The organism is Streptomyces sp. NPDC053427, assembly GCF_044544985.1.
Classification (GTDB): Bacteria; Actinomycetota; Actinomycetes; order Streptomycetales; family Streptomycetaceae; genus Streptomyces.
The window spans coordinates 747,299-772,044 of sequence record NZ_JBITYA010000003.1 but is presented as its reverse complement, the minus strand read 5'-3'; the positions used below and the strand labels follow the sequence as shown (position 1 = coordinate 772,044).

25 protein-coding genes and 2 pseudogenes are annotated in these 24,746 nt (G+C 68.7%); 12 read left to right on the top strand and 15 right to left on the bottom strand.

Translation table 11 applies throughout. The features are described from left to right. Positions 1-18 precede the first annotated feature (18 nt). Positions 19-753, top strand: a complete 735-nt coding sequence (locus ACIGWZ_RS11590) for a M14 family zinc carboxypeptidase (RefSeq protein ID WP_400063292.1) — start codon at positions 19-21, stop codon at positions 751-753. On the opposite strand, the gene ACIGWZ_RS11585 is transcribed toward ACIGWZ_RS11590, so the two are convergent. Then, a complete protein-coding gene (locus ACIGWZ_RS11585) occupies positions 737-922 on the bottom strand; it encodes a transcriptional regulator (RefSeq protein WP_400063290.1) in 186 nt (61 codons plus the stop codon). The two genes, ACIGWZ_RS11590 and ACIGWZ_RS11585, sit on opposite strands and share 17 nt — an antisense overlap. On the opposite strand from ACIGWZ_RS11585, the pseudogene ACIGWZ_RS11580 reads away from it, so the two are divergent. Then, positions 900-1,094, top strand: a pseudogene (locus ACIGWZ_RS11580) (polyphosphate kinase 2); the annotation flags it as partial. The gene ACIGWZ_RS11585 and the pseudogene ACIGWZ_RS11580 sit on opposite strands and share 23 nt — an antisense overlap. Before the next feature lie 197 nt (positions 1,095-1,291). On the opposite strand, the gene ACIGWZ_RS11575 reads toward ACIGWZ_RS11580, so the two are convergent. Continuing rightward, a complete protein-coding gene (locus ACIGWZ_RS11575; protein ID WP_400063192.1) occupies positions 1,292-1,882 on the bottom strand; it encodes a DUF6461 domain-containing protein in 591 nt (196 codons plus the stop codon). Between the two features lie 181 nt (positions 1,883-2,063). Between ACIGWZ_RS11575 and ACIGWZ_RS11570 the strand changes: the two genes are divergently transcribed. Next, complete coding sequence (locus ACIGWZ_RS11570) at positions 2,064-2,309, top strand: hypothetical protein (RefSeq protein ID WP_400063190.1); 246 nt, start codon at positions 2,064-2,066, stop codon at positions 2,307-2,309. Positions 2,310-2,448: 139 nt separating this feature from the next. On the opposite strand, the gene ACIGWZ_RS11565 is transcribed toward ACIGWZ_RS11570, so the two are convergent. Next, on the bottom strand, positions 2,449-2,907 hold the full coding sequence (locus ACIGWZ_RS11565) for a hypothetical protein (RefSeq protein ID WP_400063188.1): 459 nt from the start codon (positions 2,905-2,907) through the stop codon (positions 2,449-2,451). Between the two features lie 273 nt (positions 2,908-3,180). Then, positions 3,181-3,438, bottom strand: a complete 258-nt coding sequence (locus tag ACIGWZ_RS11560) for a hypothetical protein (protein ID WP_400063186.1) — start codon at positions 3,436-3,438, stop codon at positions 3,181-3,183. Between the two features lie 52 nt (positions 3,439-3,490). Between ACIGWZ_RS11560 and ACIGWZ_RS11555 the strand changes: the two genes are divergently transcribed. Beyond that, positions 3,491-3,745 (top strand): hypothetical protein, encoded by a 255-nt coding sequence (locus tag ACIGWZ_RS11555; protein ID WP_400063184.1) that lies wholly within the window; start codon positions 3,491-3,493, stop codon positions 3,743-3,745. 73 nt (positions 3,746-3,818) lie between these two features. On the opposite strand, the gene ACIGWZ_RS11550 is transcribed toward ACIGWZ_RS11555, so the two are convergent. From ACIGWZ_RS11550 to ACIGWZ_RS11530, 5 genes are all read right to left on the bottom strand, one after another. Next, positions 3,819-4,058 carry a hypothetical protein gene (locus ACIGWZ_RS11550; protein WP_400063182.1) on the bottom strand — a complete coding sequence of 80 codons (240 nt, stop codon included), beginning with the start codon at positions 4,056-4,058 and terminating at the stop codon, positions 3,819-3,821. A gap of 1 nt (position 4,059) precedes the next feature. Then, complete coding sequence (locus tag ACIGWZ_RS11545) at positions 4,060-4,647, bottom strand: DUF3558 family protein (RefSeq protein WP_400063180.1); 588 nt, start codon at positions 4,645-4,647, stop codon at positions 4,060-4,062. A gap of 599 nt (positions 4,648-5,246) precedes the next feature. Further along, a complete protein-coding gene (locus ACIGWZ_RS11540; protein WP_400063178.1) occupies positions 5,247-6,011 on the bottom strand; it encodes an NAD(P)-binding domain-containing protein in 765 nt (254 codons plus the stop codon). A gap of 239 nt (positions 6,012-6,250) precedes the next feature. Next, positions 6,251-7,231 carry an aldo/keto reductase gene (locus ACIGWZ_RS11535; RefSeq protein WP_400063176.1) on the bottom strand — a complete coding sequence of 327 codons (981 nt, stop codon included), beginning with the start codon at positions 7,229-7,231 and terminating at the stop codon, positions 6,251-6,253. A gap of 13 nt (positions 7,232-7,244) precedes the next feature. Next, positions 7,245-8,207: an alpha/beta hydrolase gene (locus tag ACIGWZ_RS11530; protein ID WP_400063174.1), complete on the bottom strand. Its 963-nt coding sequence runs from the start codon at positions 8,205-8,207 to the stop codon at positions 7,245-7,247. A gap of 118 nt (positions 8,208-8,325) precedes the next feature. On the opposite strand from ACIGWZ_RS11530, the gene ACIGWZ_RS11525 reads away from it, so the two are divergent. Further along, positions 8,326-8,979: a TetR/AcrR family transcriptional regulator gene (locus ACIGWZ_RS11525; RefSeq protein WP_400063172.1), complete on the top strand. Its 654-nt coding sequence runs from the start codon at positions 8,326-8,328 to the stop codon at positions 8,977-8,979. A 10-nt stretch (positions 8,980-8,989) separates the two neighbouring features. Here the strand turns inward: ACIGWZ_RS11525 and ACIGWZ_RS11520 are convergent, their stop codons facing one another. Beyond that, entirely contained in the window at positions 8,990-9,172 is a 183-nt protein-coding gene (locus tag ACIGWZ_RS11520) for a hypothetical protein (protein WP_400063170.1), read from the bottom strand. Between the two features lie 434 nt (positions 9,173-9,606). On the opposite strand from ACIGWZ_RS11520, the gene ACIGWZ_RS11515 reads away from it, so the two are divergent. Beyond that, positions 9,607-10,530 (top strand): aminoglycoside phosphotransferase family protein, encoded by a 924-nt coding sequence (locus ACIGWZ_RS11515; protein WP_400063168.1) that lies wholly within the window; start codon positions 9,607-9,609, stop codon positions 10,528-10,530. 403 nt (positions 10,531-10,933) lie between these two features. Here the strand turns inward: ACIGWZ_RS11515 and ACIGWZ_RS11510 are convergent, their stop codons facing one another. Continuing rightward, positions 10,934-11,614: a TetR/AcrR family transcriptional regulator gene (locus ACIGWZ_RS11510; RefSeq protein WP_400063167.1), complete on the bottom strand. Its 681-nt coding sequence runs from the start codon at positions 11,612-11,614 to the stop codon at positions 10,934-10,936. A 72-nt stretch (positions 11,615-11,686) separates the two neighbouring features. Here ACIGWZ_RS11510 and ACIGWZ_RS11505 point away from each other — a divergent pair, with 72 nt between their 5' ends. Further along, on the top strand, positions 11,687-12,796 hold the full coding sequence (locus tag ACIGWZ_RS11505) for an FAD-dependent oxidoreductase (RefSeq protein WP_400063165.1): 1,110 nt from the start codon (positions 11,687-11,689) through the stop codon (positions 12,794-12,796). A 505-nt stretch (positions 12,797-13,301) separates the two neighbouring features. Continuing rightward, positions 13,302-13,775: a hypothetical protein gene (locus ACIGWZ_RS11500; RefSeq protein WP_400063164.1), complete on the top strand. Its 474-nt coding sequence runs from the start codon at positions 13,302-13,304 to the stop codon at positions 13,773-13,775. 772 nt (positions 13,776-14,547) lie between these two features. Here the strand turns inward: ACIGWZ_RS11500 and ACIGWZ_RS11495 are convergent. Both ACIGWZ_RS11495 and ACIGWZ_RS11490 read right to left on the bottom strand, forming a co-directional pair. Beyond that, positions 14,548-15,738: a serpin family protein gene (locus ACIGWZ_RS11495; RefSeq protein ID WP_400063162.1), complete on the bottom strand. Its 1,191-nt coding sequence runs from the start codon at positions 15,736-15,738 to the stop codon at positions 14,548-14,550. Positions 15,739-16,003: 265 nt separating this feature from the next. Further along, positions 16,004-16,900, bottom strand: a complete 897-nt coding sequence (locus ACIGWZ_RS11490) for an alpha/beta hydrolase (RefSeq protein ID WP_400063160.1) — start codon at positions 16,898-16,900, stop codon at positions 16,004-16,006. A gap of 820 nt (positions 16,901-17,720) precedes the next feature. Here ACIGWZ_RS11490 and ACIGWZ_RS11485 point away from each other — a divergent pair. From ACIGWZ_RS11485 to ACIGWZ_RS11475, 3 genes are all read left to right on the top strand, one after another. Next, positions 17,721-18,761: a vWA domain-containing protein gene (locus ACIGWZ_RS11485; RefSeq protein ID WP_400063158.1), complete on the top strand. Its 1,041-nt coding sequence runs from the start codon at positions 17,721-17,723 to the stop codon at positions 18,759-18,761. Between the two features lie 365 nt (positions 18,762-19,126). After that, positions 19,127-20,002 (top strand): SDR family oxidoreductase, encoded by an 876-nt coding sequence (locus ACIGWZ_RS11480; protein ID WP_400063156.1) that lies wholly within the window; start codon positions 19,127-19,129, stop codon positions 20,000-20,002. Between the two features lie 591 nt (positions 20,003-20,593). Beyond that, the gene (locus tag ACIGWZ_RS11475) at positions 20,594-22,288 is read left to right on the top strand and encodes a hypothetical protein (protein ID WP_400063154.1); all 1,695 of its coding nucleotides are present in this window, start codon (positions 20,594-20,596) and stop codon (positions 22,286-22,288) included. A 196-nt stretch (positions 22,289-22,484) separates the two neighbouring features. Here ACIGWZ_RS11475 and ACIGWZ_RS11470 read toward each other — a convergent pair whose 3' ends face one another. Next, on the bottom strand, positions 22,485-22,967 hold the full coding sequence (locus ACIGWZ_RS11470; protein WP_400063153.1) for a DedA family protein: 483 nt from the start codon (positions 22,965-22,967) through the stop codon (positions 22,485-22,487). A 274-nt stretch (positions 22,968-23,241) separates the two neighbouring features. Between ACIGWZ_RS11470 and ACIGWZ_RS11465 the strand changes: the two are divergent. Continuing rightward, a pseudogene (locus tag ACIGWZ_RS11465) lies at positions 23,242-23,450 on the top strand (IS5/IS1182 family transposase); the annotation flags it as partial. A 105-nt stretch (positions 23,451-23,555) separates the two neighbouring features. Here ACIGWZ_RS11465 and ACIGWZ_RS11460 read toward each other — a convergent pair. Continuing rightward, positions 23,556-24,233, bottom strand: a complete 678-nt coding sequence (locus tag ACIGWZ_RS11460; protein WP_400063151.1) for a GAP family protein — start codon at positions 24,231-24,233, stop codon at positions 23,556-23,558. Positions 24,234-24,746 lie beyond the last annotated feature (513 nt).

Below are 24,746 nucleotides of genomic sequence, written 5' to 3'. Positions count from 1 at the left end.
TGCGGCGGCGAGCAGGCGCTGCGCCTGGGACGGGTCGTCAGCCAGAACCACGCACGGGAGCTCACCACGGGTGAGGTCTCCTGGCGCTGGATCGACACCCTGACCAACGACTACGGCAAAGACCCCGACATTACCGCACCGATGGATTCCACCGAGATGTGGGTCGTCCCGATCCCCAACCCGGACGGCATCGACATCGTCGCTCAGCGCGGCGACAACCCCATCCTCCACCGCACGAACGCCGATGACTCCCAAGGCGGCGGTTGCGGCGTGAACGGCCAGACCGGCGTGGACCTCAACCGCAACGCGGCCACCCACTGGGGCGGCGCGGGCACCTCCACCGAGCCGTGCAGCGACACCCACCCAGGCGGCGGACTCGGAGTCCTCACCGTCCAGCACGGTGAGCGCGGCGGCCCGGGAGGCCATCGTCAACAGCTGGTTGAGCGAGCCGAAGTTGCCGCCGGGCGGGTCGGCCCCGTCGAACAGCTCGCGCAGCGTCTCGGCGAGGAATTCGGCGTCGGCCGGATCGCCCAGTTCGTCCTCGATCTGCTGGACGGCGAGCTTCGCGATACCGGCGAAGGCACCGACGCGCTCCAGCCGGGTGCGGGCAGCGGCGGTCACCGGCGGCTGGCCTTGCGGGTGGCGAGCCAGGTTAGCGTTCGTGAGCTCGCCGCGGGTGATGTTGATGAGTTTGGGTTCTGGATCACTTTCTGTGGAGCGCTCACGCTGTGTGACGTCAAGCGGAATCCGTGAGATCTGCAATGCGGCGTAGCTCGGCCAGGTGCTTTGCCAGTGCCCTACGGCCTGAGGGGGTGAGGGACAGCCATGTGCGCAAGTGGGAGTTCGACGTCTTCTTGGTCGGGGTGAGGTAGCCGGCTCGCTGGAGGATTTTCACTTGGCGACGCGGCCGGATCGAGGCCATGCGCAGTCTGCTGGATCGGTGCGACTGCCCGACCGAGGACCACGCGGTCGTCGGGAAGCCGGACCCGCTCATCGGGGGTGCGGCGGACATGCTGCTGGAGGCGGGCGAGGAACCCACCGACCTCTCCCCCACGCCGCTCGCCAGTTTGCCCGGCGGGCCCGGCCTCCATCCTGACCAGGACGTCGAGCGCCAGGCCCACCGACTCCAGGACGATGCCGTGAGCTGGTCGTCGTCTCCTGCATGGCGGGCGGTCTGGACAGCCGGCTCGCCGAGGCGGCCCTCAAGCGCGGCGGCCGCCTCGAGTTCGCCGTCCCCGCGGATCGACCTTGCCCGCCTTTATCTTGGCTTCAAGATGGTTTTTGGCCCGGGTCAGAAGGCGGTGCAGGAGAGGCCGCCGGTCCAGGGGCCCTCGAAGTCGGCTGCGGTGAGGGTGACGCCGGTCAGGACGCGTACGGCGAGGATGAGGCAGCCGTCGGGCTCTTGGGTGTCGGCTTCGCCGGTGGGTTCGCAGGCGTCGGAGGCGTCGAAGCCCGCCGCGGTGAGGGAGCCGATGACGGGGTGGGTGGTGTCCACGCTGTCGGAGAGGCCGTCGAAGTAGCCGCCGGACAGTTCGAGGCGGCCGAGGATGGCGCCGTCGTGGGCGATGGTGGCCGTCTTCGTGTCGGGGTCGCGGTAGGCGCTGATGGCGGTGCGGCCGTCGGCGGCGAGGGTGCGCAGGACATCGTCATCGGAGCCGATCCAGCCTTCGGATTCGATGGTGAGGATCCAGCCGCTGGGCATTTCGCGGCCGAGGACGAAGTCGCCTTCGCCCTGGTGCTCTTGGAGGAAGTGTGCGGCTTGGTCCAGGCCCTCGGGGCAGGGTACGGGGTTGGCGACGCCCATGAGGCGGAGGGTTTCGGTGAGCGGGCGGGGGGCGAGGGTTATGCACCAGCCTTCGCCGAACATCTCGTCCAGGTCCACGGTGTGGGGCCTTTCTACTCGGGTTCGTTGATCATTGTGCCCAGATGGTGTTGGGCTGCTATCCGAACGAAACGGCCTAGCCGGCGGCTACGAGGCGCGCGGGTGGGCGCAGCGCAAGCTCGCCGCGATTCAGCCTCTACGGCGGGCAACGCAGACCGTTGTCGACGAGCTCGGCCGCGCGGTGCAGCTTGAGGTCCGGGACGTGGTCGCCGAGTCCTACAACCGCGGGCATTGCGCCGCGGTCGCCGAACTCGGCGCGGTGCCGGATGCCACGCGCCGGCTGGTCGATGAGATCACCCCGAATGCGCCGGCTGCGGACCGGTTGGCGCACGTGGCCGTCGAGGTGGTCACCGCGACGCACCGCGGCATCACCGACCTGCGCCGCGCCCCGCTGACCGGCGGCAGCTTCGACCCCGGCACCCCGTAGCCCCACGTGACCTGCTGACCTGTTCTGCTGCTGGAGAGGCCGGACATCGTCCGCCGGGTCGCCCAGCCCCTGGAACGCAAGGCCCGCGACCAGTTCGTCGTCGGCAAGATCGAGGTGATCACCCGTACGGGGCTGGTGCTCAGTCGTCGGCGATCTGCAGGGCCAGCGCGAAGTGCTCACCGTCCGTCCCGGCGAACAGGCTGTCGAGGAGCGGGGTGAGCCCGTTCACGGCGCCGCATTCGGCGTCGTGGTTGGTCCACCATGTGGCTTTCGGTCCGAGCAGGGACACCACGCGGTCCGCGGCGCGCTCGGCCGCGTCAGCGGGCAGGTGCCGGTGGCTCGGCCAGACCAGGTCCACCGCTGCGACCTGGGCGAGGAACGCGGTGGCCTCGTGCACCTCCACCGGTTCCAAGGCAGCGCAGATCGCCCGGACAGACGGTGGGGCGTATCCGGGCAGGAAGCGCTGCCATGCCTCGTCGGCCGCGATCACGGCCAGCAGCGCGTGGATCCGGGCTGCCAGTTCGGGCAGGTCGGGCTCCGGCTCGGTGAACCGTCCGGCCGCCACGTACACCCGCATCGGCGTGGACAGCTCTGCCATGCCCGCTTTCAAGCCGACCAGAACCTCCATCGATGTCACAGCGGGATTCTGCCGTATCCCCAGCGAAGTCCACGGCCGACTCCCGGGTTTGGCGGTGCCGGTACGACTGCTCACTCCTGAAGGTGACCGCCCCTGGCATTCCCCAACATGCGGTGACGGACCGACGCCATCAACACGCCGTAATCAAAACGACTGCACGTGCCCTTGTCGCCGCAGCCTCGCACTGCTGCCCCTGACCGCTCAGCGCGTTGCGGGGCGGCCCAAAGGAAGTATTCAACTGCTGTCCCGCACAGCGAGACGGTGATGGCCGGGGTCGGCGTAGCGCACGGCGTGGGTCAGGACAGCGGGGATGTGGAGGTGGTCGGCCAGGGTGAGGGTGCGGCCGGCCAGCCGGTCCGACCCCGGGCCGCTGCCGGGCAGCCCGTAGGAGAGAACTTCCAGCCGCAGGGTTGCTCTCGCCCGCTCCAGCTCGCGCCATGGGGCCAGGAGCCGTTCTGCCTCGTCGGGCCGGGCAGCGGTCAGGGCGCGCACGGGCTCGGAGACGGGGCCCAGCAGGACCGTCAGCCCCTCCCCGCGTACCGGAGTGCGGCGGCGCTACCGGCGCGGGCGCACGGTCATACGGGGCGACCGCGGCATCGACAGCGAGAAGCAGCTGCGCCGAACCGTCGCGAAGCTCAGGCAAACCGTCGCCGACCAGAACGCCGAGATCCGCGAACTCCGCCAACGGGTCACCAGGCTCACCCTCGCCGCCGCGGTACTCACCCACGACCGCGGCCGCCGGGAAGCACCCGCTGGAGACCCCGGCAACGTCTTCCCGCTCCGCCCACCGGCCACCTGAGTGGGCGGTTCGTGAGGTGATGCCCGTTTCCCTGTGAGGTGTGTGTGAGGGGTCCTGGTCGTGGTCGTGACTCTTACTTCCTGGCGAAGCTGCCCGTGTCGGCTTCGGTGAGGACGCCGATTTTGACCAGGTGCTTCAGCTTGGCTCGGATGCCCTTGACGTTCCTGGGCAGGAGTTCGTGGCCGAGGGCCTGGGCGACGTCCTTGGCCCGCAGTGTTCCGGTCTCTTCGTTGAACACGGCAAGGATGCGGGTCTGGTGCGGGTGCTCGGGCAGTTCTGGCGAGCAGGCGCGCACGGCAGGTAGCGCCGCCATCTCACTTCTTGGTGACTCCCGTCAGCACCTGTCGGGTGAAGTCCTTCGCCACGTCGCACGCCTTGCTACCTTGAAGCGCCTGATTGCTGCTGTCTTCGTTCCGGACATTGACCTCGAGTTCGTCGGCGTTGACCTGCATGGAGACGTCACAAGAGTTGCCGAGCGCAGTGGCCGCGATCCCCGGGAAACCCAGGACGTCGATCTTCTTCTGGATTCCGTACTCGTCCACGGACATGTCCACGGACATGTCGATGATGGCGTTGATCTGCACCTCCGTCCCGCCACTCTGCCAGTCACAGCCGGAGTCGGAGCTTCTGCCGGATTCGCTGCCTTCCCTGGCGTCGGAGGGCTCAACCGCGATCGCGGTCAGCGACTCGTCCCTCAGCACTTTGCATATGTCCATCCCCTTGAGTGTCGTGCGCGGCCCCTTGGGGGTCGACGGCTTTGCTCCGGCGGGCTTCTTGATGCCTGTTGAACCGGTCGAATTCCCTGAGGGAGACGAAGATGACGAGTCGCCTCCACTGCACGCAGCAGCCCCCGTCAATACGATCACCATCAGCGTCGCCGCGGCGACGTGTCGTATCTGCATGGGGACGAGGGTGACATACGAAGACCGGACTTCGTACGGTGACTCGTGAAGTGCTGCTTGGTCGCCCGGCTGCGATTCGGGTGGTGCTCTCGTCGTGGTAGCCGAGTGCCCGGGCGATGACGAGGGCCGGGGTGCTGGCGGGCAGGGCCTGGAGGTAGTCGAGCAGCATGTCGGCCACCGGACTCAGGCGCCTCGCTTCGGTACCTCGCCAGCAACCGGGACCGACGAGCCCGCAAGGCAGCACCCAGCCCGGAACAGCGGCTCGTTGGGGGATCCTTGCCGTGATGGTCCGGAACCCTCGGGGAGCCTGCCCCGGCATCACGTGGTGCGACGCCACCACGTGTGCAGGATCGTCGGTCCGGTGTCCACGTCCTCCCTGTCCGGCCAAGCCGATCCACCCGGGCCGACGAATCCTTGGCGCACGATCTGACACGGATGTTCCTCAGCCCCCGAGACACACTGCCTGGGCCGGCACGGGCATCACGGCGGATCGCCGCGTACAGCTCAACCATGGACTTGGGTGGCATCGGCGCCCCCGCACCACGAGAAGCACACCGGTCCTCCCGCCGCAAGGCCCGAAGTGGTGTCAAACGGCATGGCTATGTGAGATCGGCCAGAAGCGCGTCAAGCTCACTGGTCAGGGCCTCGGAGTTGGCACGGTCGAACCAGGAGGTGCGGATCCGTTGGTTGTTGCCGTTCGGGGTCTCGTGGTCGGCCGCGAGTCGGTCCAGAGAGCGGGTCTCGTCGCCCAGGGAGCGGCCGACGCCCTGGAAGAGGCCGCGGATGTAGCGGTCCGCGTCGTCGGGGGCGATGCCCTGGCCGGTGGCCCACGAGGCGAGCGCGGCGAGATACGCGTAATGGGTCGTCAGCGTTCCCGTCAGCGCGGACAGGACGTTGAAGGCGGCCTCGTCCACGACGGGGAGCACTCCGCCCATGCGCGCGAAGAAGGAGTCCACTTGCGGGTGCGAGGGGTGCACCACCGAGACCGAGCGGCGCTCGCGGATGGCGGGCAGGGGGATGGCCCTCACCAAGGGGGCGTCGGTGGCGAGCGTCCGGCGCAGGTCGTCATTGCCGACGCCGGCCATCACGTTGACCACGATCCGGTCGTCGTCCACCCGCAGACCGGCCAGGGCCTCGTGCCGGTCCTGGCGCCGTACGGCGATGATCACCAACTCGGAGCGGTCCACGACCTCCTGGTTGTCCGCACACACCTGAACGCCCGTGTAGCACTCGGACAGTTCCGCGGTCGTGCGGGCGCCCCTGGGAGAGAGGAATACCTCGGGCGACTCCTCGCCTCCGTGGCGCAGGCCCGTCACGAGGGCCCGTCCGATCTCTCCCACTCCGATGATCCCGATGGACTTCATGGCGTCTTCCTCCAAGGTGCGTAGCGATGGTGGCTTGTGTCGGTACGGGACGATCGCGGCGATCGCGGTGAGCGCAAAACCCAGGTACATCGCCGTGCTGGCTCATCGTTCATGGGGTGTCTTGGTCATCGGAGTGCTTTCCTTTCGAGTTGTGTCCCATCGTGCCGCGTGGGCGGCTCGGAGGAACTCGGCGGTCTCCGCCCGCGCGGACCCGGTCTGCGGCGCCGTGCCCGCAGGTCTCATCGGTCGATCATTCCGATGCTGTGGTCGCCGTATCGGGCTCCCTGGGCGCCGGCGTCGGGGACGGCGGCGTCGATGGCACCGAGGTCGGCCGCGGTCAGGCGCAGGTCGCGGGCGGCCAGGTTGTCGCGCAGGTGGGGGCGGCGCGAGGTGCCGGGGATGGGGATGACGTCGCTGCCGCGGGCCAGGAGCCAGGCGAGGGCGATCCGGGCGGGGGTGGCGTTCCGGGCGGCGGCGAGTCGGGTGAGGGCGTCGACGATGGCCAGGTTGGCGTTGCGGGCGTCGCCGTTGTAGCGGGGGGCGGTGGCGCGGAAGTCGCCGCGCTCGTAGCGCGTGGTGGCGTGGACGGCTCCGGTCAGCAGGCCGCGGCCGAGGGGGCTGTAGGCGACCAGGGCGGCCCCGAGGCTGCGGAGCGCGGGCAGGATGTCGGTCTCGACATGGCGTTCCCACAGCGAGTACTCGGTCTGCACGGCACTGATCGGGTGGACGGCGTGCGCGCGGCGCAGGGTGGCGGCCGAGACCTCGGACAGGCCGATGCGGCCCACTTTGCCTTGGGCGACCAGGTCGGCCAGAGCGCCGACGGACTCCTCGACCGGGACCGCCGGGTCGATGCGGGCGAGGTAATACACGTCGATGTGCTCGGTGCGCAGCCGGCGCAAGGACGCATCGCAGGCGCCCCGCAGATACGCGGGAGAGCCGGCGGGGACCAGGCCCTCGTTGGTGCGCCTCACGCCTGTCTTGGTGGCCAGCACGACGCGTTCGCGGTGCGGCGCGAGAACCCGGCCGAGGAGTTCCTCGTTCGCTCCGTCGCCGTAGAAGTCGCCGGTGTCGAACAGGGTGACGCCGGATTCGAGGGCTTCCAGCACGGTGGCCGCGGCCTCGTCCGGGTCGGCACGGCCGTAGCTGCCGGTCATGCTCATGCATCCCAGACCGAGCCGGGAGACCGCGGGGCCGTCGGCGCCCAAAGTCGTGGTGTCCATCGTCGCTCCTCCGTCACTTCGCCAGGGCCGCGCGGAGGAAGCCGAGGATCTCCGCGAGGGCGGTCGCGGCCTGCGGCTCCACTCCCGGCAGGGTGAGGAAGGCATGCCTCGCGCCCGGGTACTCGGCCAGCCGCGCGGGCGTCCCGGCGGCCCGCAGCCGCGCGGCGTAGCGGCGGCCTTGGTCGGCGACCGCGTCCTGGGTCGGCACCAGTAGGAGCGCGGGTGCGAGCCCGCCCAGGTCGTCCGCGTACAGCGGTGAGACGGTGCGGGCGTCGGTTCCCGCTGGGGCGGCGAGCCGCTGGACAAGCCGCAGTTGGGGCACGGCGGGGGTCGGCCGGTACCCGTATTCGGTCATCGAGGGGTAGTCGAACATCGCGCCGGTGACATCGACGGCGGGGTTGACCAGCACCTGCGCCGCAAGGCGCAGGCCGGCCTCCCGGGCCCGGATCGCCGTCAGTGCGGTGATCAGCGCGCCGCAGCTCTCGCCGTGGACGGCCGTGCGTGCCGGGTCGATGCCCCATTGCGCGGCGTTGTGCAGCACATGCCGGAGCACGTCCCAGCCGTCGGCGGCAGCATGCGCGAGCGGGCTGTCCGGGGTGAGCAGGCGGTGCTCGACCGAGACGACGACCGCGGGCAGGCGGGCGGCCAGATGGCTGTTGGCCCAGTCGCACTGCGCCGCCGTGCCCACGAAGCCGCCGCCGTGCACGTGGAGGACGAGCGGCAGCCCGGCCCGGTCCACCTCCCGGCGGCCGTTCTCCGCTGTGGGGCGGTAGACCCGGACCGGGAGCTCGCGGTCGGGCAGCGTGATCTCCTGCCACTCGATGGCCGCGCCGGGGTCCGGCTCCCCGAGGATCGCTCGTGCCGCGTCGGACGCCCGGAAAGCGTTCTCCGCGTCGCGCCAGGCGACCAGTTCCTCGGCCGTGACGGTCGACCAGTCGGGCTCCGGCGGGCGCTTCGTCGCAGTGGTCTCGCTCATGGTCTTGTCTCCCTCGTCGCGTGTCTTCGCTTGGTGGCGTGCGTCGTGGAATGATTATGCACGCAGTGCGTGCAACAGCAAGTGCATCGGTATGCTGGCATCTGACGAGAGGGGCGAGATGACTGGCCGAAGGCGCTGGACGACCGAGGAGATCCTGGATACGGCGGCCGAGCTGCTGAGGGCCGGCGACGCCGAGACCTTCAGCGTGCGCAAGCTCGCCGCCGCGCTCGGGACCGACTCCTCCAGCCTCTACCGGCACTTCCGCAACAAGACCGAGCTGCTGCGCGCGGTCGCCGACCGGATCCTGGTGGCCGCCATGGACGGCTACCGCCCCGAGGGCGACTGGAAGCAGCGCATCACCGCCGTCGCCCTGCGCCTGCGCGAGGCCTTCGGCCGGCACCCCCAACTCGCGGCCGTCTGGGGCCGCTACGCCTCGGGAGGCACCGGCTCCCGGCTGGTGATGGAGGAGATCCTGCAGGCCCTGCGCACCTCCGGCCTGCCCGAGGCGGACATCCCGGCGCGCTACCACCGCGTCGTGGTCCTCACCGCCGCCCTGATCGCCGCCGAGGGTGGGTTCGGCACCCTTACCCCCGAGGAGTACGAGCAGGGCATGGAGCAGTTCCGCGTCGCGGTACTGGGCGCCGATCCCGAACGCTTCCCCGCCCTGGCCCACTTCGCCCGCAGCGTCCAACCCCTCGGCGCCGACCGCCTCGCCGCATTCGAGGAGATCCTGGCCGCCCAGCTCGCCCGCATCGAGGCCACGATCCCCTGACGCCGCGGTGTCACCGGTCGAGCAGCGGGGACTTCAGCGGCCGTGCCGTCGCCCGCGGGAACGCGGCGTTGCCGTCGTGTCCGCCGGGGAACTCGACGGGTTCGGTGCCCAGCCGCTCGGCCAGGTCCAGCGCGCAGCGGTAGGTGTGCACGGTGCGGCGGGTGGTGCGGCCGGTCGCGGGGATGATGCGCATACCGGCGCCTGCGGCGGCCGGGGCGACCTCAGGACCGGCTGGACTCGCCACGCCAGCCGGGCCGGGTGATGGGCCGGGCCCTGGGCATCGCGCGCAACATGGTGGTGCGTCCGGGGAAAAGGAAGGTCACCAACCGGGCCCTGTCGCCCTGTCATATGTGGTCTTCGAGGCGGTCATTCGATTCTGCCACTCAGCCGACACCGAAATCGGCCGCCGCCACATGCCCTCGTTGCGCGGGGTGGAAGACGCCCGGCAGCACGGACGGCTGGTGGACCTTGCGCTCCCTTTTGCCCGGCGGGCCTGGGACGACCTCCAGAGCCCTGCGGTATCGGGCGATCCGTGGGCCGGGCGCACGATCGTCCACAGCTGACAACGCCACCACTGCTCTCCGATAGGTTGCGGCGGGAAATATGACCCCGTAGAAGGAATCCCGCATGAACAGGCCGAAAGCAGTCGACGTCCCGCAGCTCTTGGCATCGTCGTACGCCAGAACCTTCGGTGAGGCAGGGAGGGCCTGGATCGCCGCACTGCCCACCCTGGTCGCGGAATTACTGGACCGCTGGGAGCTGAAACGCGACGGCGAGCCCGGAGCGGGGGAGGCATCGCTGGTGCTGCCGGCGCTGCGCAAAGACGGCACGCGCGCGGTCCTCAAACTCCAGATGCCCAGGGAGGAGACCACCGCCGCACTCATCGGGCTGCGCACCTGGAACGGTCAAGGGACGGTGCGGCTGCTCGACCACGATCCCGAGAGCAGCGCCATGCTGCTGGAGCGATTGGACGGTGCCCGCACACTGGCCTCGATCGAGGACGACGATGTCGCGATGGGTATCCTCGCCGGGCTTCAGGCGCGGCTGGTTTCCGCCCCCGCACCGCAGAGACTGCGGAGTCTCGGTGACATCGCCACCAAGATGCTGGAGCAGGTTCCGCATGCGGTCACGGCTCTGACCGACCCGGCCGACCGACAGCGCCTGCACGGCTGGGCGACGGCGGTGGCCGAACTGGTCGGCGAACCCGGCGACAGGATGCTGCATTGGGATCTGCACTACGACAACGTTCTCGCTGCGGAGCGCGAGCCGTGGCTCGCCATCGACCCCGAGCCGCTCACCGGGGACCCCGGCTTCGACCTGTGGCCCGCCCTGGACAGTCGATGGGACGACGTCGTCGCGAAGAACGACACCTTTCGCGTGGTGCGGCGCCGCTTCGACCTGCTCACCGAGGTCCTCAGCCTGGACCGCGCACGTGCCATCGGCTGGACACTGGGCCGACTACTGCAGAACTCACTGTGGGACATCGAAGACGGCCGGACCACGCTCGCCCCGTCCTCCGTCGCCATTGCAGAGGCGCTGTCGGTCCGTTGACCCCGACCCTTGAGAGACGAAGATCCACAGCCGACTGGATGACCGGCCCCTGGTCCGGGGGCTCCGGCAACGCGGTTTCGGAAGTTTTTCCCTGGTGGCGCTGCGCGCACTGTTCCCGGGTGATGTAGCCCTCGCGCAGCGCTTGTTCCCACCCGGCCTCAGTGTGGTCTTCGTTCGACTCTTACTCGCGGAAGTTGCTCTCCCACATGTCCGGGTCAGGGCGGATTGAGCCTACCCGGCACGCAGATCCCGCCAGAGATCGGCTGAGTGCTGCGAGGTAACGCGGCTTGAGTCCGAGTTCCATGGCACCTCATCAATTTCCGTGCGCTTCGGTGAGGTTGCGTCACCTCAACGCGTCAGCGCCGACCTGGTGCCATGGCCGGTCCGGCCCTTCGGCCGCGCGTCACCTTGAGATGCGGGCTTCGATGCCGTCGAGCAGGAAGTCGAGGCCGATCCGGAAGGTGTCGTCGGCGTCCAGGTGGGCGGCATCGCGCACCACGGTGCCCAGCGCGGGGAATCGGCCAGTGGCGAAGGCTCGCTCCAGATAGGGCCCGAGTGAAGCCTGCCACCGCTTCTCGTCCATCCCGGTGGCCCGCTCGGCACGCCGCTCGGCGATCTCCCGACGCACCGCGCCGATCACATACGCGTTGACTGCGGCGACCACCGGCATGATGGCGTCCACGTCGACGTCGCCCAGCGCGGCCACCACGGTCTCCCCGCTGGCCAGCGCGTGCGGCCCGAGTTGGGGTCGACCGCCCAGTAGATCGGCGAGCCATTCGTGCTCGTGAGCGGCGTGCCGGGTGGCTTCGGCAAGAGACCGGAGCACCTCCCGCCAGCCGTCTCCGACCGGCCGGATCTCGGCGTGGGCAGCGTCGACCATCAGGTCGAGCAACTCTTCCTTGCTGGCGATGTAACCGTATAGCCGCATCGGCCCGACGCCCAGCGCGGTGGCGACCTTGCGCAGCGACACCGCATCCAGGCCGTCCGCGTCGGCCAACTGGATCGCCGCTTGCACGATCCGTTCCCGGCTCAACGCGGCCGGCGCGGGTCGATTCGGTGGCTCCGGCCTCTCCCATACCAACATGCCGCTAACGATACACTGCATCTAGCGATACAGTGTATCGACCAGTACGGCGTATCGAAGGAGAGACAAACCATGACCATTGCCATCGTCGGAGCCGGCCTCGGCGGCCTGGCTCTCGCCCGTGTGCTGCACGTGAACGGCATGGATTCCGTCGTGTATGAACGTGAATCGTCACGCGGTGCGCGCGGTCAGGGCGGCATGCTCGACATCCACTCCGGCCAGCGAGCGCTGCGCGAGGCCGGTCTGATCGACGAGTTCTACGCGATTGCCCGTGGCGAAGGCCAGGACATGCGTCTTCTCGAGCCGGATGGCACCCTGCTGCTCCAGGAGGACACGCCCGACGACGCCCCGCTTGAGCGACCCGAGGTCGACCGCGCCGATCTGCGCAACCTGCTGATGGATTCCCTCCCCGAAGACGTGGTGCGCTGGGGGCACGCGTGCACATCCGCCGACAACGGCCTGCTGCGCTTCGCCGACGGCAGCAGTGCGACGTATGACCTGCTGGTCGGTGCCGACGGCGCGAACTCCCAGGTCCGCGCGCTGCTCACCGACGCCCGCCCGGCACATATCGGCCAGAACGTCATCGAGATCGGCATTCCCGACATCGACCGCACCCACCCCGACCTCGCGGCGATGGTTGGGCGCGGCAACTACTGGGTGCTCGGCAACGGACTATCGCTGGCGGCGCAGCGCAACGGCGACGGTCGCGTCCGCATCGGCCTCAGCTTCTACAACACCGCCGAGGACTGGTTCACGACCAGCGGGATCCCGTTCGACGACCCGGCCGCAGCCCGGGCGCGACTGATCGACCTGCTCCCCGGCTGGGACTCACGGTTCACCGCGCTGATCGCGGCCTGCGACGACACGGTCGTGCCGCGGTCGATCACCACTCTCCCGGTCGGCCTGACCTGGCCGACGATGCCAGGCGTCACGCTGCTCGGAGATGCCGCGCACCTGATGCCGCCGGTGGGAGAGGGCGCCAACATGGCGCTGCTCGACGGCGCCCTGCTCGGTCTCGCGCTTGCCGCGCACCCGGACGACTTTCCCGCCGCCGTCAAAGAATACGAACGCGAGATGTTCGAACGCACCAGCGCTGCCGCCCGGATGTCCGCGGACATACAGGAATTGCTGATGTCGCCGGACGCCGCCCAGAAAATGCTCGCATTCTTCCAACCTGGCTGAAGGTAACCAAATACGGCCAGGAAACCGGTCGTCCAGCCAGCGCGATCATGACCTTCAGCGCGGTATCCACCGGCTGGTTTCGACCTTGCTCCCGGAAAGGGTCGCTTGCGAGAACCGCTTCCATCGGTGAACGACTCCGAGTGGCGAATGCGACGTCTCGCGCAGTGCCCCGGAGCCGTGCTGAGTCCTCGCCTCGTAGCGGGGCGGGGACTCCCTCAGCAGTCGAGCAGCCGCCATGCGGCGAGGGCGAGAGCGGCCCGCGTCAGTCCGGTGGGTTCGGTGGTGGGTTCGGTGGTGGGTTCGGTGGTGGGTTCGCTACTCAGGCTCTGGCCCACATCGTGTGAAGAGGCTGCTCTCGTCGCAGTACTGCCTCGGACGGGCGCTCAGTCGGTGAAGTCACCGGTGATATCACCGGTCTCGGACGGTCCACCTGGTGTGCCGAGGTCGACGAGGCGGAGGAGCTGTGGGTCCAGCGTGTCAGAAGCTGCCAGTAGTCTCCGGCACCATGGGCATTCAGATCGATGTAGTGGCGGGTTACCCGATCAATGATGAGATGGAGAGGGTGCTCGGGTTGGCCGAGGCGGTCGGCGAGCCCGTCACTGTCACGTTCATGTGGGAGGGGCGTAAAGAGGCGGAACGCGCGGTGCTGGTGCCCGCGGCCACGCTGGCGCTCTGGGAGCATTGGGCCCCCACCGCCTACCCGACGAGTGACACTGGGGACGAGGACCGGGCCGTGGCGGAGGAGCCGGAACTGGCCCACCCAGCGGAATTCGGCGCGTTCACGCTCTTTCGTCGTCGCGTAGGAGGGCGCACGGCGGTTGCTCGCAATGGTGTGGTGGTCGCCGAGCTACTGGACCCCGACGAGGCGCACTGGCTTCAGGAGAAGGCCCGCAATGTCCGCCAGAGCTTCATGGACCCGAAGCAGAAGGCGGCGTTCAAGGAGTTCCTTGCCCGGCAGGCATCCCTCGATGAGCAGTGACGCGCCGACTCATTCGTGGCTTTGTGATCGGCCTTCGGGCTCCTGTCCACTTCGTGTGGTGGGGTGACGCTTGGTCACGCCAATAGGGCGCGTTTCCGGAAGAGTTGGGAGCCTGCGCGGCCGTACATCTGGCGCTTGAGCATCTTGATCCGGTTGACATGGCCTTCGACGGGGGCCGAGTTCCAGGGCAGGTCAGGCTAACAATGACGGCCTCACGGTCGCGTTCGAGGTGCTGGGTGAACCTGCTGAGACGGGCAGGTCGGTAGCCGCTCCGACTGCTTCGATCCACTGTGGCAGTCGGTCGCCTTGGACGCCCCGACGCCCACCCGCAGAGCGCCGGTCAGCGCGCGAGGCATCGTGCGCTCCTTGTGCCGGCACCACACCGAAACCTGCGAGATGGCCTTCGTCCGCCTGGGCGCCCTTGCGGTACGAGAGGCAGTGTCGTGCGCGGCGGACAACCGTGAACCGCAGCTGATCGAGACAAGGGCCAGGTTGGCCTTCCGACGACTCGCCTCCGGCTCTGCTCATGTCCAGGAGAAGCATTTCGCCGACGCTCGTCGGCCGGCCGGCTCGGCCTATGGGCGGGACATGGCGGTGCGCCGCAGGTTCCGGACCTGCGGCGCACAGTGCGAGCACGCCTCGGCGCCGACCTCGGCGCCTGGGCGGCCGCCCTCCGCCCGCTGCCCGACTTCTGCAGCGCCCTCCCCGCACTCTCACACAGCCGTCGCCGCCACCGTCGCCGACTGTGCCCAGCCGCTCCGGGCCCGGCGGCTCACCAGCCGCTGCCCGTCCCCCACCCGTCGGCGGGCGCCGCTGCGCCGGTCACATCGTGCGGGGCGGTCGCCTGCCAGGCGGTGAACAGCGGGACCTCGCCGCTGCCGTCGAGCACCACCAGGCCGAAGGGGCGGTCGAAGGCGATGTGGTGGATACGCCGCGGCTGCGGCGGCGCGCTGCCGTAGCCCATCATGACGACGGTGGCTGCGGCGGCCTCGACGCCCTTCTCCGCGACCTTCACCACACACTCCTGCACGACCTTGCCGATCTTCAGCCGCTCCGGGGACATCGCCGAGAAATCGGCGTCATCCGTGGTCGCCACACGCACACCCAGCGCCTTGAGGTGGTCCACTGCATCGAGGTTCGTCCGCAGTTCCAGCCGCGGCAGCGCGATGCTCACCTCATCGGCGTCGAACGCGGAGCGCGCCGCAGGCGGTGCCCAGGCGGCAGGCAGCACCCGGGCGGCAGAGGCGTCCGGCGCGCCGAGCACGAACCGCACCACCGTGGGGAGCCCGCTGTCCCCCGCCGCGCAGCGCAGCTCCACCACCGTGGCGGGCCGGCCGCCGTCGGACGGTACGGACCAGGCGTCGGTGACGCGAACCGTCCGGACCATCGTCGGCAGCCGATGCTGCACACCCGACGCATCGGTGAAATTCCGCGCCGCGGTGAGCTCCGAGGCGAACGGCGACTCCCAGCGGGCCTTCAGCGCCAGCGCATTGACCAGCAGAAAGACCGTGTCCGGGCCAGGCTTTACCGGCAGTTCCTCGATCAGGCCACCGGTCGCTTCTCTCACCCAGGCGTCGATCTCGGACAGGTCGTCCGGGTCGAGGTGGCCGAAGCCGATGCCGGGCAGTGCTTCCCGGAAGGCCCGGTAGACGGGTGCACGGGACCACGCGCCGGTCGCGACGGCGAGGGCGTCCGTGTGTGCCAGCGCGCGGGCCACTCCGGTGAGGGCACCCGCGGCTTCCTCGCCTGCCGCGCCGAGCAGGCCCTGCAGTTCCCGCGCCGTATCACCGTTGGCGCCTGCGGCCACGGCCGACAGAGCGAGCCACAGCCCAGCCGGCGAGCAGGCGAAGTCCCCACCGCCCGAGCGTACGACCTCATCGGCGGCCACAACCTCCAGCCACCGCTCCGCCAGCCCACGGATCGCCGCCCCCTTGCCTACGAGCGCCCCAGCCTCCGTCGTCACGCCGTTCCCCCTCCATTGCACCGTCAGATGTCGCGAGGCAAAACCGTACGACAGACCGCACACCGGCGCTCACAGCAACCCCGCCTGCTTCATCAGGGCCTCACTGCCAGGGCGTTGTCATCCAGGCGGCCGACGCTCCCCGCCAAGTCGCCACCGGCCCGTCGCCCTGGACCTCGTTGCGCCGGCTCAGGAACCGGGTGAGGGGCGGCTGGTTGGCCGCCCCCTTCATCGTGCCAGCGGGTGGTGTGTGCAGTCTGGGTTCAGGTCAGACGGTCAGTTGATCGAGGATGTTGGCCACCTCCGCCGGATTGAGCAGGAACCCGACGTGGCTGGTGGCCAGCGTGTGCACGTCGTACGGATTGTCGGGCGTCAAGGCGTCGGATTCGGCGATCAGGCGGTCCTGCATGGCCACGGGAAGTGACCGGTCGTCGGTCAGGCGGATGTAGGTGCGGGCGATGGTGCCCCAGGTGTCGGCGTGGCCGCGTGCGTCGGACATCATCACCGCCAGGGACTCGTCCGGCTGGAGGATGTTGAGGAAGGCACGGAACTGTTCATCGGTCCCGTCCGCCATGATCGCCTCTTTGAGTGCGGCGAGCAGACTCGGGTCGGCGGTGCGGTAGTTGGCCCGGCCGACACCGAGTTCGGCAGGGTTGCCGACGTTCAACGCGTACAGGGGCGCGAGCAGGTTGTCGGCGAACTCGGGCTCCTGCATGTACTCGATGGGGTTCGAGCGTCGGACGCACGACCAGGCGGAGATGTAGACGAGCCGGTCCACCAGGTCGGGGATCGTGTTGCCCACTCCGGTGATCGTGGTTCCGCCGAGGCTGGCGCCCACCAGGACCACCGGCCCGTGCTCGGCCACCCTTTGGACGACGTCGACGACCATGTCGATGTTGTCCTGAAGGGTGACCCCAGCCAGTTTCGACGGTTCGGCCGCCCAGGCGTCGAGGTCCTGCGGGGCCTGGTAGGCGGCCGGGTACTGCGCGTCGAAGCCGTGCCCGGGGAGATCGACGGCGAAGCTGCGATGGCCGAGCAGCGCCAGTTCGCGTTGGAGGGGAGCCCACATCAGCGAACTGGAGCACGAGCCGTGCACGAGCACGAACGTGGTATGCGCGTCGCGGGTCCGCCGCGGGCGGGGGGAGTTGCTGGAAACGGTTGTCATACGTCGGTCCAATGTCCGGTGGGCGGCGTGGCAGGCATGCCCGATGGGGCGATGCCGGCACGGTGCGCCGCCGAAGCTGAAAGAGGAGAAGCGGAAACGGGCACGCCTGTCACCCCGACGCACATCGCGGTTCAAGGGTTCGTGCGCGCGCAGGCCGATGGGAGCGGTCAACCAGCGCGTGCCGACCGGTCGGCGGCAGCACATGACGTGGAGACGCTCACCGACAACTGTGCGCGTCGACGGTCAGGTTCGAGCGATACCCGCAGGGCAGTGCCGTGAGACCGCGGTGGTCTCCTGCGGGTTCCTCGACCGGCGCCGGTCGCTGAGCGACTGCGGCGGCAGACGTCTTAGGCGGTCCGGAGGCGGACGAACATGTAGGACATGACAAGGACCCTACCCGATCATGGATCGCTGCCCAGGCCGAATAGTGCAGCTGGGAGGCGACCACCTTCGCGCACGCGCCCCTCCACGCCCCCGGGCGGCCGTGACGAGGTATGGCCAACCGGACTTCCCGGGCGGCGAGTTGGTCATGCCTCCGCGTCAGCGAGCGTCTGAGCGGCTTCGATCTCTTTGGGCGACGGCGGGTGAGGCACGTGCGGTGAACGCCAGAGGGTGCCGTGGTCGTCACCCAGACCGGCAGCGGGTGAGAGCAGGTCCGACGGCGCCGGGCTCGTGGGCGTGGCCGCGGCGCTTCGTACTGCCCGGATCTTCCTCGTGGCCGGTCCGGGCTTCGTGCCTGCTCCAACCTGCACTCCAAGATCGATTGTCAGTGGTGGGTGAGACGATGAGTGCATCGAGTCGGAAAAAAGGGGGAGCGGTCATGTCCGGAAGCCAGAACTACATCAATCACGTTGCTCTTGTGTTGGATGCCAGTTCGTCCATGTCACACCTGAGCCGCAAGGTCGTCGAAGTCGCCGACCAGCAAATTGCATATCTGGCCCGCCGATCGAAGGAACTGGACCAGGAAACCCGCGTTACGGTGTACGTCTTCGCAGACAAGGTGGAGTGCGTCATCTACGACAAGGACGTGCTGCGGATGCCGTCCCTGAAGCAACACTACCGGGTCGGTGGAATGACGGCTCTGCTGGCGGCGACCCTGAAGTCGCAGCGGGAACTGGCGCAGACGGCTCAACTTTACGGCGACCACAGCTTCCTGACGTTCGTACTGACCGACGGGCAGGAGAACGCAAGTCATCGCTGCCCGGAGGCCCCTGCCAGGGATCCGCGTGAACTGGTGCAGGCCGTGGTCAAGATGATCGAGACGCAGCAGGACAACTGGACGCTGGCCGTCCTTGTGCCGGACCAGATGGGCAAGCGCGAGGCCATGCAGTGCGGTTTCCCGAAGGACAACGTCGCCGTCTGGGACGCCACGAGCACACGGGGTCTGGAGGAGGCCGGGCACGTCATCCAGCAGGCAACCGAGAAATTCATGGTGGGCCGCACCCAGGGAATCCGGGGATCGCGGGCGGTGTTCTCCACGGGTGCCGAGACCGTCAACAAGGACACCATAAAGGCGGCCGGTCTCACCCCGGTGAATCCGTCCGAGTACCAGTTGATTCCGGTGGCTCGCGAAGCGGGGATCCGGGAATGGGTCATCGAATGCGGGCACTCTTACCGTACCGGTGGTGCGTTCTATCAACTGAGTAAGTCGGAGAAGATCCAGGCGCAGAAGCAGATTGCGGTGCTGGAGAAGAAGACGGACCGGGTGTACACGGGGCCGGAGGCCCGAGCCCTGCTCGGCCTGCCGGACAGGGAAGTTCGCATCAAGCCGGACCACAACGACGACTTCACGATCTTTGTACAGAGCACCAGCGTGAACCGGAAGCTCGTACCGCACACGCGGCTACTGCTGATGAACTGATGCCTCGAAAGCCCCGCCGGTCCGACCGGCGGGGCTCTTCGCCTTACGCGCGCCGCCTGCGCCACCCGCGGCGCCTACGCCGGCTGCCTGGTCAGAGACGACGTGAGCCGGGCAGCCGAGCGTGCGGTGCGTTGTTCCGCTCGTTGTTGACCGTGGTCGATACCGTGCGGAACGGCCCCCGCCCGTCGATCCGGCCGGGCAGGGACCAGGCCGCGGGCGGTCGCCTCCTGCATGACGGTATCCACCGGCACAGGCTCTTGCATGACGGATACCTGCACTGATGCTCCGCCGGCTGGTTCCTCTGCAGCACGCCCGTAATCGTGACCGGCGTACGCACCGGCACAGCACAGGCAAGGAGAGCCGCGATGAATGCCGAGAACACGGTCCTGGTCACGGGAGCCACCGGGAACGTCGGCCGACAGGTGGTGTCCCAACTCATCACCGCCCGCACCTCCACGGTGCGGGCACTGACCCGCAACCCTTCGACGGCCACGCTTCCCGACGAAGTCGACGTGCGACAAGGGGACCTGGCCGACCCCGCCGCACTGGAGACGGCGCTGGAGGGGGTGAACGCCGTGTTCCTGATGTGGCCCTTCCACACCGCCGAACCCGCGCTCGCCGTCGTGAACGCCGTCACCCGGCATGCCCGACGAGTGGTGTTCCTGTCGTCCGGCGCCGTTCAGGACGGACTCACCCCAGCGCAGCAGTCCCACCCCGTGGGCCAGTCCCACGCACAGGTCGAGGAGTTCATCGAGCAGTCCGGGCTCACCTGGTCGCACCTGCGCCCCAGCACCTTCGCCGCCAACACTTTGTGGTGGGCCGATCAGATCCGCACCGGCGATGTGGTGCAGGGAGCCTACGGGGCCGTACCCATGGCGCTCCTTCATGAGGCGGACATCGCCGCCGTGGCCGTGCACGCCCTTACCGAAGACGGCCATCATCGTGCCGTCCACCGCCTGACCGGCCCCGAGGTCCTCACCCAGACCGCACAAGTGCGGACCATCGGCGCGGTAATAGGTCGCCCACTCCTGTGGCAGGAGCTGTCCCGTGAGGCCGCACGCCAGCGGCTCCTGGCCGACGAAAGCTTTCCCAACGCCTTCGCGGACGCCCTCCTCGACGGCTACGCCGACATGCTCGACGCCCCTCGCCCGGCCCTCACCTCCACCGTCGAAGCGGTCACCGGCGCGCCGGCACGGACGTACCACCAATGGGTCTGCGACCACGCCGCCGACTTCCGGTGACATCCACGCCCGCAAGCGAGACGGGAGCCTCCTGGGCCGGAGGCCAGTGCGCAGCCGCCGGTCCCAGGCCGAGGTCGGGCCGGAGGCCGCGGGCTCGGGTCGAGCACGGCAAAGCCGCCGCGCCCTCTGCGAGGGTGTCGCGCTCCGCGGGTAGTCTGCCGGCCTCGTCGAGCGGGTTCTCAGCCGAGGACCCATGGCCGGAGTCGTGCCGATCGTGTGGCCCGTGCTGGAGATGTCCAGCCGCACTGCGGCAGTGCAACCGGGCGCGTTCCTGGTCAGCGTGCTCGTGGCGGGATGAGGACGAGGCCGCACTGCCGCCTGGCCGGGAAGGGCACACGTGTGGCGGGAGGACCGGGGCCTTCCACGTACCGGCATCACAGAACGAGGTCCCCTGTGGTGCTAGGTCGCCAAAGATCTCAGAAATAGGCTGGAGGTAAGCGTCTGCGTTCTGCGCCCGCTGTCAGCAGGAGGAAGCCGCTGCGGGCTCGGTCTGTTCGTCAACGCGGAGGCCAACCGCAACAAGGCCTCGATCGGGCTCTGCGTACTGGGCGCAGGCTGTCGTCGCGTCGTATTCCTGTGCAGGAGATCGTCATGGACTACTTCGACCTCGGGAACTTCGCCCGGCCCGTATCGACACGTTCGCCGGAAGCCCAGCGCTGGTTCGACCGTGGTCTGGTGTGGAGCTTCGCGTTCCATCACGAAGAGGCGGTCAGGTGCTTCGGATCGGCGGCGGCAGCGGACCCCGACTGTGCCATGGCGTACTGGGGCGTCGCGTATGCCCTGGGCCCCAACTACAACAAGCCCTGGGAGTTCTTCGACGACGCCGATCTGCAGCGCACGGTGGAGCGGGCGCACGCCGCCGTCGAACGGGCCCATGCACTGTGCGACGGGGCCACGCCGACCGAGCGCGCACTCATCGAGGCACTGCGCGAGCGCTATCCCTCGTCGCACGCCGCGCGGGACTTTTCCGTCTGGAACGCGTCCTATGCCGAGGCCATGCGCGCCGTGTACGAACTCGCACCCGACGATCTGGACGTGGCCACCCTCTACGCGGACGCGTTGATGAACCTCACTCCGTGGAAGCTGTGGGACCTGCGCACGGGCGAGCCGGCTGCCGGCGCGCGCACGCTGGAGGCGAAGGCCGTCCTCGAGCGCGCGTTGCTGACCGAGACCGACACCGATCACCCGGGCGTGCTGCACCTGTACATCCACCTGATGGAGATGTCGCCGACGCCGGAGAAAGCTCTTTCGGTCGCCGACCGGCTGCCAGGGCTGGTCCCGGACGCGGGCCATCTGCGCCACATGCCCTCCCATCTCGATGTGCTGTGCGGGGACTATCGAAAGGTCGTGTCGGGCAACAGCGACGCGATCAGGGCCGATGAGAAGTACCTGCGGCGAGCCGGCGCGATGAACTTCTACACGCTGTACCGCTCGCACAACTACCACTTCAAGATCTACGGTGCGATGTTCCTCGGCCGGTCCAGGACGGCGCTGGAGACGGCCGCGCAACTCGAGGCGTCCATCCCTGAGGAGCTGCTGCGCGTGGAGAGTCCTCCCATGGCCGACTGGTTGGAGGGCTTCCTTGCCATGCGGGTGCACGTGCTGATCCGCTTCGGCCGGTGGACAGACATCCTCGCGCTGCCGATGCCCTCCGACCCGGTGCTGTACTGCGTCACCACGGCGATGCTGCACTACGCGCGTGCAGTGGCGTATTCCGCCACAGGGGAGATCGCCGAGGCCGAGGCCGAAAGAGAACTGTTCCGCCACGCGGCCGAACGGGTTCCCGTGACGCGGACGCTGTTCAACAACACATGCCGGGACATCCTGACGATCGCCTCCGCCATGCTCGACGGCGAACTCGCGTACCGTAAGGGCGAGTTCGAGGAGGCGTTCACCTCCCTGGAGCGCTCCATCGAACTCGACGACAACCTGCCCTACGACGAACCGTGGGGCTGGATGCAGCCGACCCGCCACGCCTACGGGGCGCTGCTGCTGGAACAGGGCCGGGTCGAAGAGGCCGAGGCCGTCTACCGGGCCGATCTCGGACTCGACAACACCCTGCCCAGGTCTTCGCAGCATCCAGGAAACGTCTGGGCCCTGCACGGCTTCCACGAATGCCTCGTGCGGCTCGGCAGGACGGGAGAAGCCCGCATCATCGCCCATCAACTCACCATGGCCACCGCACTCGCAGACGTCCCCGTCGAGGCGTCGTGCTTCTGCCGCCTCGACACCACGGGCGCGAAGAACGGCAGCCACTCCGACTGCAGCCATGACGGTACGAACTGACACCGTCGAATTCGCTGATGCCGCTGATGCCGTGCAACGAATCCCTCGCCACCCGGGCCAGCGTGACCCGCCCGGTGTGCGCTACGAGGTCGGCGACGTGGCCGAGCCTCGGCCTCTCGACCGAGGCTTCGACATCGCGGAGGGAGTGCAGTGCCTCAACTACGCCGAGGTGTCGGTCACTGGCGCGGGCAGCTTTTCAGGATTCGTCGGCTGCGGTGTCGCGGTCGGCCGACCCTGCTTTCCTACGCTGGTACACCATCACGCCGCACATGGCGAGGAGGAGGGCGGCGACCACGGACACACCCAGCACCGTCTGCTCGGCGAACAGCCTTCCCAGCAGTTCCAGCGCGCCGATCCCGACCGTCGCGTAGACCAGCGCCCAGCCCGCTCCCCCCACGAACAGTGCCGGGAGATAGCGCGACAGGGGCATGCGCATACTCCCCGCCAGGAAGTTGGCAGCGGTCTGGAAACCGACGGTCAGGAAAGAGATGGCCACCACCGGTGCGCCCCACCGCTGGATCGCTCGTTCAGCTCTCCGGAACTTGGCCGAGGAGATCCGCTCCGCGAGTCTGCCGCGCCTGGCGCCGGCACCGGCGAGCCACCCGACGGCAAAGGTCCCTCCGGCTCGCAGCAGGACGATGACGTAGAGACCGGCGGCCGTGAGCACGACCTTATCCACGACGCCTCGCCTTCGAAGCCGGGATCCCGCCGTGCACTGCTTCTCCCGTCACCCGCTTTCGCGGTTCTCGCCGTAGCGGGCTCGCAACGGGCACGAAGCTGGTCTCCATACCTCACCTGTATCTGCTTGGGCTGGTCCGTCCCTGCATCCGGGCCGGGCGGCGCCGGTTCCCAAACGCGCAGAGTACCGCCGCATCCAGGGCCGTCCGGGCATGGCCCCTTGTCAGAGCACCGCCGCATCCAGGTTAAGCGAACATACGTACCCCGGGTAGACGGTCCCGGGCGTCGCAGCCCGGTCCCGGCGCGGTCCTCGTCGCAGACGCCCTACCAAGCTGCACGCCGACAAGGGCTACGACCACGACCACCTGCGGCGATGGCTCCATGAGCGCGGCTTCACCCACCGCATCGCCCGCAAAGGTGTCGAGCCCTCACCACGGCTCGGCGCCACCGCTGGGTGGTCGAGAGAACAGTGTCCTGGGCCGCCACCCCGGAGGCGACCGCATCGCGGTCGACGAGGCCCTCTCGTATCAGCCGGGTGGAACCGCATTACCGAGGTTTCGGACCACATTGCCACGCGTGGGTAAGCCCATCAGGAGACGAGGATGGAGATGCCGTCTCCGAGCAGTTTCAACCCAAGAACGAAGAACAAGACCGCCATCACGGCGACATTGTGCTGAGCTGCCCAGTCCTTCCAGTTGCCAAGAGTGGTCTTGGCTCGCTCTCCCCCGAGGAGGTAGACCCCCAGCGGGGCCAGCAGGCCGAGGGTGGCGATGAGGACGAAGATGGCCAGCGATGCGATCTGCTGCCCGACTGGAATTCCGGCTGAGCCGATCGAGGCACCCGCGGCGATGGTCAGCGGGGCGTTCTTGGCGTTGAGCGCGGCCAGGGCCAGTCCGAGTCCGAAGACCTTGACCGGCGTGAGGCGGTCGATCGCGCCCATCCACTTCGGCAGCCGCGCTTGCGAGGTGTCCTTGGGGCGCCGGTGCCACTGCCGGGCGCCGAAGAGGACCAGGAGCACGCCCAGAGCGACCTTGAGGGCTCCCACCCAGGTGGCCGGGTGATTATGGGTGGAGGCACCGGCAGGGGAGGCGACCGCCAGCATCACCGCACCCAGCGCCGCAAGTCCCAGGATCCAGCCGACGGTGAACAGCAGCCCGTTCAGACGTCCCCGAGGCGTGGCGAGAATGAGGATGACGGCGATGATCGGGAGCGGGCTGATCGCGACGCCGGCCGCAAGACCCAGCACGTCACCGAGAACTTTGCCCATGATTGCCTCCGTGTGGGGTCAGGGTGGCGATCCAGTCGAGCAGGGCGTGGCGGAAGCAGTGCCACGACCGCCTGGGCAGCGCAAAGGGCTGTTGTGCGGTCGGCTGTGCCGCTGTCTCTCGACTTCTCGGCTGTGTGGAAGTGGCTGCCCGAGAAGGGGACGGCGACGTACTCGGCACGTCCCAGTTCCATCTTCCTGCGCCTGGCCTGATCTGTCCCTGGGAGCCGCTCAGGACGCGAAGACCCGGCCTTGCTCTGCAGCGCCCGCGTTGCTGCTGTCTCGGAGCTGGACGGCATGCCGGTACCCGAGTCCGATCTCCTTCTCACGCCGTGATGAATTCGGTACGGAACGTAATCGCTCTGAGGGCGGCATCGTGAAGTGATCGGGATGGGCCCCGCAGTGCTGGAACTTCCCGGGGACCCCCAGGCGAGCGCATCGCCCAGGAGCAAAGATGCGAGGCGGCACCTCCGCGATGAGGATTGGTTTGTGAGGGCGATGGCGCCTCGTGTTCGG

What these genes read in the sequence shown, in the direction of transcription:
- ACIGWZ_RS11585 (WP_400063290.1), bottom strand. Translation starts at nt 922, where the DNA reads ATGGCCTCGATCCGGCCGCGTCGCCAAGTGAAAATCCTCCAGCGAGCC.
- ACIGWZ_RS11565 (WP_400063188.1), bottom strand. Translation starts at nt 2,907, where the DNA reads ATGGCAGAGCTGTCCACGCCGATGCGGGTGTACGTGGCGGCCGGACGG.
- ACIGWZ_RS11550 (WP_400063182.1), bottom strand. Translation starts at nt 4,058, where the DNA reads ATGGCGGCGCTACCTGCCGTGCGCGCCTGCTCGCCAGAACTGCCCGAG.
- ACIGWZ_RS11545 (WP_400063180.1), bottom strand. Translation starts at nt 4,647, where the DNA reads ATGCAGATACGACACGTCGCCGCGGCGACGCTGATGGTGATCGTATTG.
- ACIGWZ_RS11540 (WP_400063178.1), bottom strand. Translation starts at nt 6,011, where the DNA reads ATGAAGTCCATCGGGATCATCGGAGTGGGAGAGATCGGACGGGCCCTC.
- ACIGWZ_RS11535 (WP_400063176.1), bottom strand. Translation starts at nt 7,231, where the DNA reads ATGGACACCACGACTTTGGGCGCCGACGGCCCCGCGGTCTCCCGGCTC.
- ACIGWZ_RS11530 (WP_400063174.1), bottom strand. Translation starts at nt 8,207, where the DNA reads ATGAGCGAGACCACTGCGACGAAGCGCCCGCCGGAGCCCGACTGGTCG.
- ACIGWZ_RS11525 (WP_400063172.1), top strand. Translation starts at nt 8,326, where the DNA reads ATGACTGGCCGAAGGCGCTGGACGACCGAGGAGATCCTGGATACGGCG.
- ACIGWZ_RS11520 (WP_400063170.1), bottom strand. Translation starts at nt 9,172, where the DNA reads ATGCGCATCATCCCCGCGACCGGCCGCACCACCCGCCGCACCGTGCAC.
- ACIGWZ_RS11515 (WP_400063168.1), top strand. Translation starts at nt 9,607, where the DNA reads ATGAACAGGCCGAAAGCAGTCGACGTCCCGCAGCTCTTGGCATCGTCG.
- ACIGWZ_RS11510 (WP_400063167.1), bottom strand. Translation starts at nt 11,614, where the DNA reads ATGTTGGTATGGGAGAGGCCGGAGCCACCGAATCGACCCGCGCCGGCC.
- ACIGWZ_RS11505 (WP_400063165.1), top strand. Translation starts at nt 11,687, where the DNA reads ATGACCATTGCCATCGTCGGAGCCGGCCTCGGCGGCCTGGCTCTCGCC.
- ACIGWZ_RS11500 (WP_400063164.1), top strand. Translation starts at nt 13,302, where the DNA reads ATGGGCATTCAGATCGATGTAGTGGCGGGTTACCCGATCAATGATGAG.
- ACIGWZ_RS11490 (WP_400063160.1), bottom strand. Translation starts at nt 16,900, where the DNA reads ATGACAACCGTTTCCAGCAACTCCCCCCGCCCGCGGCGGACCCGCGAC.
- ACIGWZ_RS11485 (WP_400063158.1), top strand. Translation starts at nt 17,721, where the DNA reads ATGTCCGGAAGCCAGAACTACATCAATCACGTTGCTCTTGTGTTGGAT.
- ACIGWZ_RS11480 (WP_400063156.1), top strand. Translation starts at nt 19,127, where the DNA reads ATGAATGCCGAGAACACGGTCCTGGTCACGGGAGCCACCGGGAACGTC.
- ACIGWZ_RS11475 (WP_400063154.1), top strand. Translation starts at nt 20,594, where the DNA reads ATGGACTACTTCGACCTCGGGAACTTCGCCCGGCCCGTATCGACACGT.
- ACIGWZ_RS11460 (WP_400063151.1), bottom strand. Translation starts at nt 24,233, where the DNA reads ATGGGCAAAGTTCTCGGTGACGTGCTGGGTCTTGCGGCCGGCGTCGCG.